The organism is Pseudarthrobacter sp. TAF60_1 (assembly GCF_052113505.1).
GTDB lineage: Bacteria > Actinomycetota > Actinomycetes > Actinomycetales > Micrococcaceae > Arthrobacter.
In genome coordinates this window covers 1-12,811 of sequence record NZ_JBFRDI010000021.1, presented here as the reverse complement: position 1 = coordinate 12,811, position 12,811 = coordinate 1, and the positions used below count along the sequence as shown (strand labels likewise).

The 12,811-nt window shown below is 64.0% G+C and carries 15 protein-coding genes; 8 read left to right on the top strand and 7 right to left on the bottom strand.

Going from position 1 to position 12,811, the window contains the following annotated elements; genetic code table 11:
- The first annotated feature begins 3 nt into the window (after positions 1–3).
- From AB4Y73_RS19305 to AB4Y73_RS19295, 3 genes are read left to right on the top strand one after another with little or no spacing between them, the layout of a single operon-like run.
- Positions 4–672: a response regulator transcription factor gene (locus tag AB4Y73_RS19305; protein WP_441874102.1), complete on the top strand. Its 669-nt coding sequence runs from the start codon at positions 4–6 to the stop codon at positions 670–672.
- Positions 665–1,663: a sensor histidine kinase gene (locus AB4Y73_RS19300; protein ID WP_441874100.1), complete on the top strand. Its 999-nt coding sequence runs from the start codon at positions 665–667 to the stop codon at positions 1,661–1,663. The genes AB4Y73_RS19305 and AB4Y73_RS19300 overlap by 8 nt, the downstream gene beginning before the upstream one ends.
- A gap of 43 nt (positions 1,664–1,706) precedes the next feature.
- Positions 1,707–2,087: an RNA-binding S4 domain-containing protein gene (locus AB4Y73_RS19295; RefSeq protein ID WP_164204101.1), complete on the top strand. Its 381-nt coding sequence runs from the start codon at positions 1,707–1,709 to the stop codon at positions 2,085–2,087.
- 23 nt (positions 2,088–2,110) lie between these two features.
- Here AB4Y73_RS19295 and AB4Y73_RS19290 read toward each other — a convergent pair whose 3' ends face one another.
- From AB4Y73_RS19290 to AB4Y73_RS19275, 4 genes are all read right to left on the bottom strand, one after another.
- Positions 2,111–2,329 (bottom strand): hypothetical protein, encoded by a 219-nt coding sequence (locus AB4Y73_RS19290; RefSeq protein ID WP_441874098.1) that lies wholly within the window; start codon positions 2,327–2,329, stop codon positions 2,111–2,113.
- Between the two features lie 230 nt (positions 2,330–2,559).
- Positions 2,560–3,666 (bottom strand): ABC transporter substrate-binding protein, encoded by a 1,107-nt coding sequence (locus AB4Y73_RS19285; RefSeq protein ID WP_441874096.1) that lies wholly within the window; start codon positions 3,664–3,666, stop codon positions 2,560–2,562.
- 69 nt (positions 3,667–3,735) lie between these two features.
- Complete coding sequence (locus AB4Y73_RS19280; RefSeq protein ID WP_441874094.1) at positions 3,736–4,608, bottom strand: ABC transporter permease; 873 nt, start codon at positions 4,606–4,608, stop codon at positions 3,736–3,738.
- Positions 4,605–5,462, bottom strand: a complete 858-nt coding sequence (locus AB4Y73_RS19275) for an ABC transporter ATP-binding protein (protein ID WP_441874092.1) — start codon at positions 5,460–5,462, stop codon at positions 4,605–4,607. Before AB4Y73_RS19275 ends, AB4Y73_RS19280 begins: the two co-directional genes overlap by 4 nt.
- A 220-nt stretch (positions 5,463–5,682) precedes the next feature.
- Here AB4Y73_RS19275 and AB4Y73_RS19270 point away from each other — a divergent pair, with 220 nt between their 5' ends.
- The 3 genes from AB4Y73_RS19270 to AB4Y73_RS19260 all read left to right on the top strand — a co-directional run bounded on the left by AB4Y73_RS19270 (position 5,683) and on the right by AB4Y73_RS19260 (position 8,559).
- Positions 5,683–6,057: a hypothetical protein gene (locus AB4Y73_RS19270; RefSeq protein WP_441874090.1), complete on the top strand. Its 375-nt coding sequence runs from the start codon at positions 5,683–5,685 to the stop codon at positions 6,055–6,057.
- A gap of 199 nt (positions 6,058–6,256) precedes the next feature.
- A complete protein-coding gene (locus tag AB4Y73_RS19265) occupies positions 6,257–7,891 on the top strand; it encodes an ATP-binding protein (RefSeq protein WP_441874088.1) in 1,635 nt (544 codons plus the stop codon).
- On the top strand, positions 7,888–8,559 hold the full coding sequence (locus AB4Y73_RS19260) for a response regulator (protein WP_441874086.1): 672 nt from the start codon (positions 7,888–7,890) through the stop codon (positions 8,557–8,559). Before AB4Y73_RS19265 ends, AB4Y73_RS19260 begins: the two co-directional genes overlap by 4 nt.
- Before the next feature lie 8 nt (positions 8,560–8,567).
- Here the strand turns inward: AB4Y73_RS19260 and AB4Y73_RS19255 are convergent, their stop codons facing one another.
- Positions 8,568–9,074, bottom strand: coding sequence for a hypothetical protein (locus AB4Y73_RS19255; RefSeq protein WP_441874182.1), 507 nt, complete (start codon positions 9,072–9,074; stop codon positions 8,568–8,570).
- Between the two features lie 120 nt (positions 9,075–9,194).
- On the opposite strand from AB4Y73_RS19255, the gene AB4Y73_RS19250 reads away from it, so the two are divergent.
- Complete coding sequence (locus AB4Y73_RS19250) at positions 9,195–9,812, top strand: uracil-DNA glycosylase (RefSeq protein WP_164204097.1); 618 nt, start codon at positions 9,195–9,197, stop codon at positions 9,810–9,812.
- Positions 9,813–9,849: 37 nt separating this feature from the next.
- Here AB4Y73_RS19250 and AB4Y73_RS19245 read toward each other — a convergent pair whose 3' ends face one another.
- Together AB4Y73_RS19245 and AB4Y73_RS19240 are read right to left on the bottom strand one after the other, a co-directional pair.
- Positions 9,850–11,094, bottom strand: a complete 1,245-nt coding sequence (locus AB4Y73_RS19245; RefSeq protein ID WP_441874084.1) for a type II toxin-antitoxin system HipA family toxin — start codon at positions 11,092–11,094, stop codon at positions 9,850–9,852.
- Positions 11,091–11,360 carry a helix-turn-helix transcriptional regulator gene (locus tag AB4Y73_RS19240; protein WP_441874082.1) on the bottom strand — a complete coding sequence of 90 codons (270 nt, stop codon included), beginning with the start codon at positions 11,358–11,360 and terminating at the stop codon, positions 11,091–11,093. The genes AB4Y73_RS19245 and AB4Y73_RS19240 overlap by 4 nt, the downstream gene beginning before the upstream one ends.
- Positions 11,361–11,855: 495 nt before the next feature.
- On the opposite strand from AB4Y73_RS19240, the gene AB4Y73_RS19235 reads away from it, so the two are divergent.
- Positions 11,856–12,811 (top strand): polysaccharide deacetylase family protein (locus AB4Y73_RS19235; protein ID WP_441874080.1); only part of this gene is annotated, 956 nt, incomplete at its 3' end.

The window sequence follows — 12,811 nt, the reverse complement described above, 5'->3', positions numbered from 1 at the left end:
CCCATGACAACAGATGCCCGGCCGTCCCTGCTTCTGGTCGAGGACGATCCGGTCCTGGGCCCGCTCATAGCCGAGCTGCTGGAAGGGGACTACCGGATCTCCCTGGTAGCGGACGGAAGGCTTGGCCTGAGCGCCGCCCTCGGGGAACCCTGGGACGTCATGGTGGTGGACCGCGGCCTGCCCGGCATGGACGGCATTGCCCTCATCACCGCCCTTCGGGCCAAAGGAATTTCGACGCCGGTGCTCATCCTGACGGCGCTGGGCGCAACGGATGAGAAGGTCCGCGGCCTCGACGCCGGTGCCAATGACTACATGACCAAACCGTTCGACGCCGGCGAGCTGGGTGCGCGCCTGCGCGCACTGACCCGCAGCTACACCCAGGCCACGGTGAGTATCGGCGACTGGGAACTGAACGCCGTCGGCCGTTCCGTGCGGTCCGTTTACGGGCCCTTGGTGGCTCTGACCGCGAAGGAATGCGAATTGCTTGCCGCCTTGGCCACGGAACCGGACCGGGTTTTCAGCCGGGACGAGCTCATCGGCTCCGTCTTCCCGTCCACAGACCAGCCAAGCGTGATAGACACCTATGTGCACCACCTGCGCCGCAAGATTTCCCGGAACGTGATCCGCACAGTCCACGGCGTCGGCTACCAGATCGGGGACGGCCATGAATAAGAGAACCCGGACCGCCACAGACCCGGATCAGGCCACCCTTCGCAAAGCCTCGCTCCGGATCGCCTTACGCATCAGTGCCGCCTGCGCCGTCATGGTGCTCTGCCTGCTCGCGGGGGCCGCGATTTACCTGACCAACCAGCTGTCCCACCCGGAACTGCCGGGCACGTCCAGCTCCGCCGCCGACTTTGCCTACCTTGACTACAAGGACCTGCTCAAAGCCCTGATCATCGCCGGTGCGGCAGGAATCCTCCTTGCCGGGATGATCGGCTGGTTCAGTGCCCGCAGCGCCATCGAGCCGCTCGGTGCCGCGATGGCGCTGCAGCGCCGGTTCGTCCAGGATGCCAGCCACGAACTGCGGACCCCCTTGGCAATCCTGGACGCCCGGATCCAACTGGCCCAGCGTGACACCACGCCTGAGTCGAAGACGGCGCAGGCTCTGGTCCGGATCCGGCAGGACACCTCGGCCCTGACGGCAATCGTCAACGAACTGCTCCTGGCCGCAACCGGAGGCTCCGCAGAAACCCCTGCCGAACCGATCGATGTGGCAGGCGTGGTGGAAACCGTTGCGGAGAGCGTCCGGACCATCGCCCGCGATCAGGAGGTCAGCGTCGCCGTCACGGCGGGAACGAGTCCGCTGGCCCGGATCGACGAAAGCAGTTTGCGCCGTGCCGTCCTGGCGCTGGCTGACAACGCCCTGGCGCACACACCGGCAGGCGGGACCATCACCCTCGCCGCGGCAGCGGACCACCGCAGCGCCGTGATCACGGTGACGGACACGGGAAGCGGGATCTCCGGCGTCGAACGTGACAGAATCTTTGAGCGCTTCGTCCGGACACCGCGTCCGGACGGAACGCGGGCGCAGCGCAGCTTCGGCATCGGGTTGGCGCTGGTCCGCGATGTGGCCACCGCCGCCGGCGGGACTGTGGAGATCGCCAGCACGGGCCCGGACGGGACCACCATGCGGATCACCCTTCCGCTGGCCACCCCCTGAGCTGCCAGTCCGGACGTGCCACGCCGTATACTCGGTGCCAGCCATGACCAGCCTTCCCGCCTCCCCAGCCAGCGTCCGCCTTGATGCGTGGCTGTGGGCGATCCGCGCCTACAAGACCCGCTCCGCCGCCACTGCCGCGTGCCGGGCCGGACACGTGCGGCTCAACGGCAGCCCCGCGAAGGCGTCGGCCACGCTGGTCACGGGTGAGACCGTCACCATCCGGATGTCCGGCTTCGAACGAATTCTCGAGGTCCGCCGTTTGATTGCCAAACGGGTGGGGGCCGAGGCCGCATCGCACTGCTTCACCGACCACACCCCGCCCAGGCCCGTCGCACCGGCACTGGGTCTGCCGCAGCGGGACCGCGGCGCCGGACGGCCCACCAAGAAGGATCGGCGGGAGATGGAACGGCTTAAGGGGTCGTAGTTCCCGGGATGTTGCGGTTCGTCTTATCGTTGCGGGCGTCTTTTTTCGAGGATTGTTCCGCAAGGAACTGACGGGTGTACCTCGAGGGTGTATCTGGCGGAATCGTGTTGGGTGACGAGTATTCCGTGCCGGTGTTCCAGGGCAGCGGGAATCAGTTGGTTGACGGCCTCAGTGAGCTGGTCGTCTCTGCTGGGGGTCTGGCTGACGGTGATGTCCAGGCGGAATGTCGCGGTTTCGTGCATGGGGGTGTCCTTGTCCGGGCGGGCTTCGCGTCCGCGGGTCAGACCTGCGGCGAGCGTTTGGGGGGGTGGGTCCGGAAGGCGCTTGAACCCGTGGCGTGTCAGGATCCTTGTCCAGTCGCGCAGGTGAGGGGTTCGACCGGCCTGCGTGGAGTACCACGCAGGCCGGTCGTTAGGCGTTATTTGGTTGGTCGCGTTGACACCACGCCTCTACCTGCTCTGTGGAGATTACGTCAGCCGTCGTCGCCGGCAGGGGTGGTCGTGATCGTGTAGCCTTCCAGTTTGTTGGCGGCGTCTGCGTACTTGTTGGTGAATGTCTCGGGGATCTTGACCTTGGAGGTGTCGACGCCGATGGTCTTCTCCATGTCGAAGATCGTCTTGGGGCCGCCGGCGGGCATTATGCCGTCGGGCAGGAACTGGGCCTTGTCCTGATCCAGCGCGGTCACGTACTGGTCCTTGCTGATGGTGCTGTTTTGAACGAAGTTGCTGGGCAGTTTGTCGGCGATTTCCGCTGCCGAGTGTGTGTTGATCCAGTGCATGGTGTCGACGAGGGCATTGACTACCTTTTGGACGGCGTCCTCGTGGGAATTCACCCAGTCCGCCTGAGCTAGCAGCCCGGCGGCGGGCCAGGCTCCGCCGAGCGACTTGTTGACACCGTCCGAGGTGGCCAGGTCAACGGCCGGAACGGCGAGGTTCTTGCTCTGGAGTGCGCCCACGGTGGGCTGCGTGGTCATGACGCAGTCGGCGGTGCCGCGCTGGATGGCCGCGATTGCGGTGGATCCGGCGCCCACGGCGAGGGTGTGGTAGTCCTTTTGGGTTAGGCCGGCTTTGGATGCGAGGAACTGGGTCAGGGTGTCGGTCCCGGAGCCGAGGTCGGTGACCCCGATGGTCTTGTCTTTGAAGTCCGCTGCTGAGTGGACGCCGCTGTTGGGCCCGCACATCACCCGTTCCCCTGGGGCGCCTGAGAGCTGAACGAGGTTGATCACGTTCTTGCCTTTGGCCTGGAAGTCGACGGTATGGACATACCAGGCGCCGGTCATGTCGACCTGGCCGGAGGCCATTGCGTCCTCAGCTCCGACGCCGCCGTGCTGCTCGGTCGAGAGTTCGACCTTGACACCGTACTTCTGGTAGTAGCCGAGCTGTTCGGCGAGCTGGTATGGCAGGTAGATCTGCTTGTCGATGCCGCCGATCATCATCTTCACGGTGGGCAGCGAGCTGGTGTCGGCGGCGCCGCTGCCGCTTGCGGGGCTGCTGCCGCTTCCGGTGCTGCCGCCGCAGGCCGCGAGGCTGAGGGCGATCATGCCGGCAGCGCCGACGGCGTAGATCTTGTTCTTCATCATGGGTGTACGTTTCCTTTGTTCATGTTGAGGATTCGGGTGTTGGGTGAAGGGAATGGAGGACGGTGAACGTCAGATCGCCTGTGCTTCGGAACGGTTCGGTGGCCGCCATTTGAGCAGTGAGTTCTCCAGCAGGGTGATCAGGTATTCCGCGCCGAGGGTGACCACGGCGATAATCACCATGCAGGCGAATACCGTGTCGGGGTTGAAGGTTCCCTGCGCCTGGCTAATGATCAGCCCGATTCCGTGCTGGGCGCCGAGCACTTCGGCCACGAGGGCGCCGATGATGGCGAAGCCGAACGCGCTGTGCAGGCTCGCGATGATCCACGTCAGTGCCGACGGGATGGTCACGTGCTGTGCGACCTGAAGCGGGGATGCACCCAGCACGCGGACGTTCCCGACCAGGTTCTGGTCCACCTCACGGACGCCCTGGAAGGCGTTGAAGAAGACGATGAAGAAGACCAGCACGGCTGCCAGGAGCACCTTGGGGAAGGTTCCGAGGCCGAACGCGACGATGAAGATTGATCCGAGCACGATCCGGGGGATTGAGTTCACGATCCGGATGTAGGGGCCGACGACGGCTGCGAGGTACTTGTTCGAGCCCAGCAGGATTCCGAGCACGACCCCGACGAATGTGCCGAGCAGGAAGCCCATGAAGGCCTCTTGGATGGTGATCCAGAGGTTCTCCCAGATCGTGCCGAATGCTGTGCCCTCTGTGAAGAGTTGGATCAGGCTGGTCCAGATTCCGGACGGCTGGCCGAAGAAGAACTTATCGACCCAGCCGACGGCCGTGAACCACTGCCAGCCCCCGATCACGACCACAGCGAGGATGGCCCGCCCGATGAAGACCCACATCCTGCGGATCTTCATGGCGCGGCGGGCGGAGTCCTGTTGCTCTGTCGGCTCCTCCTGCGTGCGTGCGCCGCGCTGGGTTGTCGTTGTCATGCTGCTGCACCTGCCGTTTGCTTGTAGGCCCGGGTGACCTCGTCTTTCAGGGATTCCCAGATCCGGCCCTGAAGTTCCAGGAACCGCTCCTCGTGGCGGATCTGCTGGACGTCGCCGCGTGGTCTGGGAAGATCGATGTCGAAGACATCCTTGATGGTGCCGGGGCTGCTGGTCATGATGACCACCTTGTCGGCGAGGGCCACCGCCTCGTCGAGGTCGTGGGTGATGAACAGGACGGAGGGGCGCAGTTCTTCCCAGAGCTGGAGCAGTTCGTTCTGCATAATCGCCTTGGTCTGAACGTCAAGGGCTCCGAAGGGTTCATCCATCAACAGGATCCGAGGATTGTTGATCAGCGCCGCGGCCATGGCAACGCGCTTGCGCATGCCGCCGGACAACTGATGCGGGTAGCGGTCCTCGAAGCCGGCCAGTCCAACCCGGCGCAGCCAGTCCATGGCGAGCAAGGTCGCTTCGTGCTTGGGCGTGCCGAGCAGGACCGGGCCGATCATCACGTTGCCCAGGACGGTCTTCCAGGGGAAGAGCGCGTCTGCTTGGAACATGTAGCTGACGCCCTTGGTGATGCCGTCGACGATCTGATCGTGGACGCTCACCGTCCCGGCGCTTGGCTGCTCCAGCCCCGAAACCTGCGCCAGCGTCGTGGACTTCCCGCAACCAGTCGGTCCGACGATCGCGCAGAACTGGCCCGGTTCGACCCTGAGGTTCACATCAGTGATGGCAGTAAATATCTCGCCCTTGGGCGTGAGGTAACGCTTCGTCAAGCCGATGATATCGATACCCGCCGCTTCCTGCGCTCTCTCGGAGTTCGCGGGCGGCCGGTTGGGATGAATGGCATCCATATCTAAGACCTCTCTGTCTTTGTCTTTTGGTTCTTGTAACCACTCGTTAAGAGACGCGCCACCGTGGTGCGTGAGGGAATTGAGACGGTCCGGTGTTTCTCTCCGGTTCAGCTTTCCTCCGTGATGTGGATCACTGGAACTTTGTCAAGCTTAGAAAGTGATCGTTCGTGCCAGAAGTCTTCAGTAAGTTGTGCGCCTTAACTGCAAAAGTGCATGTTTTGTGCGTTTTCTGCCATCGGGTAAATGCCCGGCCGGGGTAACCAGACCTGGACCGGCAGTACCAGCTGCGTGCCCTGCGCATTGCGGGCACCACCGCGCAGATGCCGGAGATCCGATCCGCCGTGGCGGTCCGGGATCCCGGGCACGTCATCGACGGGCTCGCCCGGGGGTCACCGCCGCCGCAGAGTCCGCTTACGTCGTCGTCACCGACCGCAACGGCATCCGGTTCTCCCACCCGGACCCGGCCCTGATCAGCCAGAAGCTGGAGGACCCCGGCGCCGTCCTGGACGGCAAAACCCACGTGGGGTTCAACCAGGGCAGCCTGGGCACCTCGGCCAACGCCAAGGCCCCGATCTTCATGACAACGGCTCGGTGATAGGCCAATCGGGCAACTTTAAGGTCTGGCTACCGGCAAACGCGCACCTTGCCGTAACTGAATGAAGGAGCAGGTGTTGATTAGGACATTGGTGGTCGACGAACTGGCGGCAGGAACTGGATTGTCCTTTCAATGTGGCCGTGAACTGCATCACGTAAGCTTTAAAGCAAGCACAGGAAGGGGACGAGGTGGAAGCCCTGTGAAGTTCCGCCGGCCGCGGCTGAAAGCGAAGCCGCTCGCAACGAGCATCCTGGTGTGGGTCCTGTGCATCCTGGTGCTGACCGTGACGCTCGGCGGGTTCCTCTACAGCCGGATCAGCAACGAATCCCTGAGCCGCGAGTATCAATTGCGTGCCCTGGGAATCGCCACCACTGTTGCCCAAATGCCCGAAGTGGTGGCGGCCGTGCAGTCCGGTGATCCCCAGCATGTTCTCCAGGATGTGGCCACACGCGTCCAGGCCCAGGCCCAGCCCGACTATGTGGTGATCTCCGACAGGAACGGCGTCAGATACTCACACCCAAATCCGGATCTGATCGGGCGCACTCTTGAGGAGCCAGTGGCCGTTCTGGACGGCCAGAGCCACGTCGGCACTGACAGTGGGAGCCTGGGCGCCTCGGCCAACGCGAAGGCGCCCGTCCGCTCCGCCGACGGCCGAGTGATCGGGCAGGTGTCGGTGGGCATTCTCGAGACGGTCGAAAATGACGAAGTGACCCAGCAAATCTGGCTGATCGCAGCATATTCAGCCGTGGTCCTGCTGATCAGCGGCGCCGGCTCAATATTGCTCGCCCGCCGCATCAAAAGGGTCACCTTCGATCTTGAGCCAGCAGAAATCGCTTCCCTGCTGCAGGAACGCGAGGCCCTCCTGCACGGTATCAAGGAGGCGATGATCGGAGTCGACGACGACGGCTGCGTCACCGTGATCAACGCCGAGGCGCGGCGGCTGCTCCATCTGGACGGAAGTATTCTTGGCGGACGACTCGAAAGCCTGCTGCCCGTGGGAAGGCTCCGGGACGTCCTCAGCGGAAAGGTAGCCGGCGCCGATCAGGTGGTCATTACCGACGACGCGCTGCTGGTAGTGAATCGGATGCCCGTCAACCTCGGCGGCCGGAGTATCGGTGCAGTAGTGACGCTGCGTGACCGCACAGAGGTGGAGGATCTGGTCCGGGATCTGCGGTCCGTACGCGGACTCATGGAGGCCTTGCGGGCGCAGGAGCACGAATACGCCAACCGGCTTCATGTGGTGGACGGGCTGCTGGAGATGGGCGAGCTGGACAAGGCCCGAAGCTTTGTCTCAACCATCTCGGACACCTCCCGTTCCCTGGGTGAGGGGCTGCGCGCCCGGCTCGAACCGCCGGAGCTGGCCGCGCTGCTGTTCGCAAAGATCACGGTGGCGGCCGAGCAGGACGTACTGGTCACGGTGACCGATGACTCCCAGCTCCGGCAGCCCTTCTTGGAAACCCAGGCCCTGGTGACCATCATCGGCAACCTCCTCGACAACGCCGTCGACGCCGTTGCTGCGGAGCCTTCCCCTCGCGAAGTGACCATCCATCTGGATGACTCGTCCGGAATCTTTATCTCGGTGACGGACAGCGGGCCCGGCGTCCCGGCGTCGAAAATCCACGAGATAACCACGGACGGTTACACCACCAAAGACAGCCAGCCCGGCATGCGTCGCGGGATCGGCCTGGCCCTGGTGGCGCGGATTGTTCACCGCTCAGGGGGGACAATGGACGTGTTCCCGGGCCCGGGCGGCCGTTTCGAGGTTTGGATCCCGGCACCCGAGGCCGATGAAGCACTGCCCACGTCCTTCCCTGCAGAAATGAAAAACGTATGATCCGCACCTTGGTGGTCGATGATGATTACCGCGTCGCACGCATCCACGCTGCCCGCGTGGCAAAGATTGAGGGCTACGAGTGCGTCGGCGAAGCCCACACCGGCGCCGAGGCCAGGGAAGCGATCGCCAGGCTGAAGCCGGACCTGCTGCTCCTTGACGTGTACCTCCCGGATGAGGACGGGATCAGCCTCCTGCGGTCCCTGCATGACCAGGGTGAGCAAGTGGACGCGATCATGATCACGGCGGCCCGCGATATTGAAACTGTCCGGGCAGCAAAGCGCGGCGGGGCGGTGTATTACCTGGTCAAGCCCTTCGGATTCGAGCAGCTGCAGGCTCAACTCGACGCCTATAGGGTCTTGAAGCAGGAGTCGGATTCCCGGACCGTGGCCGACCAGGCCGCCGTCGACCAGCTTTTTGGCCTGCGGAACCCGGGACAGGTGCGGCAGCGTTCACGGCAGCTTCCGCCAACGATGCAGAAGGTGCTGGACGCGATCATCAACGACGCCGGGCCATTGAGCGCCAGCGACATTTCGGACAGCATCGGCATCAGCAGGCCCACCGCCCAGCGCTACCTCAGCGAACTCGAACGCAAGGGACACATCCAGCTGCACCTCGTGTATGGCAGCACCGGACGGCCCGTCAACACCTATTTGCCGCGCAGGGGCTAGCCGCCGGCTCACTTCTTCGGCTTGGCATGGACCAGGTTCGCGAACGGCAGCCGGCCATGGTCCGCGACGAAAGCTGCGTGGTACTTGGCCTCGGCGTCATTTACCTCATCGGGCGGCACCTCTTTCCACGCGATAATCAGTTCGTCCGTATGGGTCAACTGCCAGATCAGCCGGCCGTCCCAGTGGCCCGGCGGCAGTCCCCTCCCGAAGTCCAGGAACTCCTTGATCTGGTTGCGGAGGCCCCGGTTGCCCTTGCTTCCGGGCCCTGCCTTGCCGATGTAGAGAATGTCGGCGCCGTCCACCCACGCACTGAACAGCGCTTCGGCCGGCACTGTGGGGATCTTCTTCTTGAAGACGCCTGCGGTGCTTCTTTTCAGGAAGTGTGGCTCGTACTCGTTGGGCCGAAGGACGGCGAACACGCCAGTGCCTTGCGGAACCCTCATGATCTCGAGGCTGTCGAACTGCTTGAAGCCTGCGAAGCCGTCAGCCTTGAGCGTTGTCCTGTTCATCCTGATGACGTTACCCGGGCGGGTGCTGGTCCGGTGAGCCAACGGGCACTGCGCACCTAAACCGTCAAAAGCGTAGAGTGGCATAAGACGCCTGATTCTGGACGCCTTGCTGCTGAGGGAGAGATCGTGACGATTGACTGGGACGAAAAAAAGGCCCTGCTACAGGAACCAAACATTGCGGCGGTAACGCAGCTTTGCGACGAACTGATGGAAAAGAAGCCAGGGTCCGTTGTTCCTTACATCGATCCCGTGCACGACGAGGACGAATGCCGGATCGTCAGCCTCCATGTGAGCCCGGGCAAGGGCACCGAATCGGGGTTCGTCTCCCATTTCAACGACGACGAAGCTGCCCGCCGGGCCACCCAGATTTACGAACTCGCGGAACTCGATCCCCGCTACGTGATGCCGTGGAACGCTTACCCGTGGGTCCGCGATCCGGAACTGCCCTCGGCCCTGAACGTCCAGGAAAAGACGGATGGCCTGCGGCCCTTCCGCCAGTTCCTGAAGATCAACCGCCGGGTCTCGGCAGTCATCGCCCACGGCACGGATGCCTCCACGTTCCTCACCCTCTTCGAGAAGACCTACCATTCCTCCCTGAAGAACAGCGGCATCAAAATCTACAAGGCCAGCGCGCTCGGCGGGCGGGCCTTTGCTGTTTCCGAAGCCAAGCAGGAGGACCTCTTGGCCAAGAGCGTGGAAGTCTACAAGGACGCCATGCAGCGGGCAGGCATCCAGCACCTCTAAGCGCTTTCGTACGACGACGGCACCCACCGTGGGTGCCTCAGCCCTCCAGCAAGCGCCTGCGGTGCTTGAGCTCCTTCACCCACGCCCTGGTGACCATGTCCGGAAACGGCGAGCCGCCGTCGTCGTTCCTTCCGGGACTTGCCACGCCGGCGAAAGCCGTACCGGACTCCAGGTCAGCGATCAGCGGACCTGACGCTTTCAACGCGAGCTCCACTACCTGGGCGGCCGTCCGATCGGTGAGCCCCAGATCGTTGGCCCAGCCCAGGAAATGCCGACGCGAAATCCCGTTACGCTTCCCGTTCAGGGTTAGCGCCAGGGTTTTATCGCCGTAGACCACTGTGGAGGGGATGTCGTAGACCGGCGCGATGATCCACTCCCCGTGCGGCTGCTGGACCATGGAGACGTTCTTGGCGTGCAGGTCCCCGTTGCCGCTCAGCCACGCGAAAGCCCCTTGAATGGCGAGGTTGCGGAGGGCGGGCAGCGGCGCGGCGCAGTGGGCGGCCAGCGCGTGGCACACCGTCCCGTAACCCACGTTGTACTTGTCCGCCGGGTAGAGCTTGAGCACCTGGGCGCCGTCCTCCACCGCCAGCCGCTGGACCTCGTCGGGCTTACCGCCGGCGACCGGGATCCGGTCGAAACGCTCCACGAGCAGCCCCGGCCGGCCCGCGACGTCCCGGATCAGCTGCACCGGGCTCAGCGGGATCCGCAGTTTGGCCGCGTACCGGAACATGACCAGCTCGTTCTCCACCACGTGCGGGAACTCGGGAGCGTTGAGTTTGAGGATGAAGCGCTTGCCCGCGCTGGCAACGGGCAGCGAAATCATCCCGGCGGACAGCTTGTCCTGCACACCGGCGAGGGCCACGGGGTCGATCAGGTCAGGGTCGCCCAGCAGTTGGTCGAAGTCCACGGGCACCTTGGGGTCCAGTTCGACGGCGTGCTCATCCGGGTCCAGCGGCTCACCGTGGCCCACAATCTGGACGTCGCCCACCGGGTTTGCTCCCGCGGCGATGAGCAGGGACAGGTCGTCATCGGCGCTGGTCTTGATGGACCGCCGCAAGGCGTTGAGCCGGCGCCCCTCCGGGAGCAACCCGGTGAAATAAGGCGGCGCCGCCCCGGCCGCTGAGACCACCGGGTCGGTGGTGAGGGGCAGGGAACTGGCGACGGCGGGTCCCCCGCTTTGCAGGTAGGCCGGGAGGTAGCTGAACCGGGTGCCGCCGTCGTGCCGTTCGAGTTTGGCGGCCAGGACACCGGCCTTGTAGATGTCCGCGATGCGGTGCTTCATGACTGCGCTTCACCAGTGTTGGGGGCCGCGGCGTCATTGATCGCGCGGGCAGCCTGGCTCGTTCTGGTGGTGAGCCGGAGTTCGATGCCCAAGGTGTCCAGGACCGCGGTCAGGGAATCGAGTTGGATACTTGGCTTGCCCTGCTCCACAAAACGGACGAACCGTTCCGAGACGCCGGCCATATCCGCGAGGTCGCGCTGGGTGAGGCCCAGCTGCACGCGGCGGGCGCGGACTTCGGTGGACAGCAGGTCTTTGAGTGCTTCCATCGGTTCCATCCGCTATAGGTACGATCGTGCCGTTTTGATGCTCTACCCGAGCCTACGCCTGCTGCACCTTTCTGACCAGCGGCCAATCGGCACGAACGTACCTGCGTCGAGAGCGTCCAAGTAGTGAGCAACGGTTAATACAAGTACTGACTACTCGGGCTACTCAGTTATTGCCGGGACTACCGTGACTGCAGCACACGGGCGGACCTCGGATCCTGGCCCACTCGTAGTCGAGGCTGGCCCACTCGGACCCCTGTAGGGACCGGCGGCCAGCACGGAATACCGCGAGGCAGGGGCGTAGGCGAGATGGACATCATGAACCGACTCGGAGTACTGGGGACCGATTTCTGGAATTGGACTGACCGTGTGCGAGCCCATCAGCGCCCCTCGGGCCAAGGGAAGCCCGGGGATACCGCAAAACGACCATCGATCAGACGGTTGGCGGCGGTTCCGCTGTCCCTGTGCCTGGTGCTTGGCGGGGCTTCTCTCTGGGCTATGCCTGTTGCGAATGCCGCGGCCGGGGGCATGGTGAGTGTGACGTTCGACGACGGGTGGACCAGCCAGTACAACAATGCGCTGCCGGTCCTGAACAAATATGGGGTTCCGGCCACGATGTACATCATCTCCGGATCTGTTAATGACGTTCCGACTTACATGACGCAGGCCCAGATCCAGGCATTCGCCAGCCGCGGCGACGAGATCGCGTCCCACACCGTCACCCACGCCGACCTGACCACACTCACGGCAACTCAGCTCAACAACGAGCTTTCACAGAGCAAGGCAACGCTGCAGCAGATGTTTGGTCCTTCCGCTGCGATCGATTTCGCTTCGCCCTACGGGGCATACAACGCGACGACCACGGCTGCGGTGAAGAATTACTACGCCACCCAGCGCAACACCGACGAGGGGTTTAACGCCCTGGCCGGCTTCGATCCTTACAATATCCTCGTTCAAAACGTCGTTTCCACCACCCCCAACGCCACAGTCCAGGGCTGGATAAATTCCGCGAAAGCCAACAACACCTGGCTGATTCTGGTCTACCACGAGGTGGGAGCAAACATCGGCGGGGACATCTATCACACTGACACAGCCGTGCTGGACTCCCACATGGCGGCCGTGAAGAACAGTGGGCTGCCGATGGTCACCGTGCGCCAAGGCGTCCAGGCGCTGACCTCGCCTGCCGCGACGGCGCCCGCGGCACCGGCCGGGGTTAGCGCCACCGCAGGGAACGCGTCCGCCACCGTGTCCTGGACCGCCCCGAACAACGGCGGCTCACCCATCACCTCCTACACCGTGACCCCACGCACCGGCACCACCAACCTCACCCCCGTCACCATCACCGGCAACCCGCCCGCAACCAGCACCACCATCACCGGACTCACCAACGGCACCGCCTACACCTTCACCGTCACCGCCACCAACGCCATCGGCACCTCCCCAGCCTCCACCGC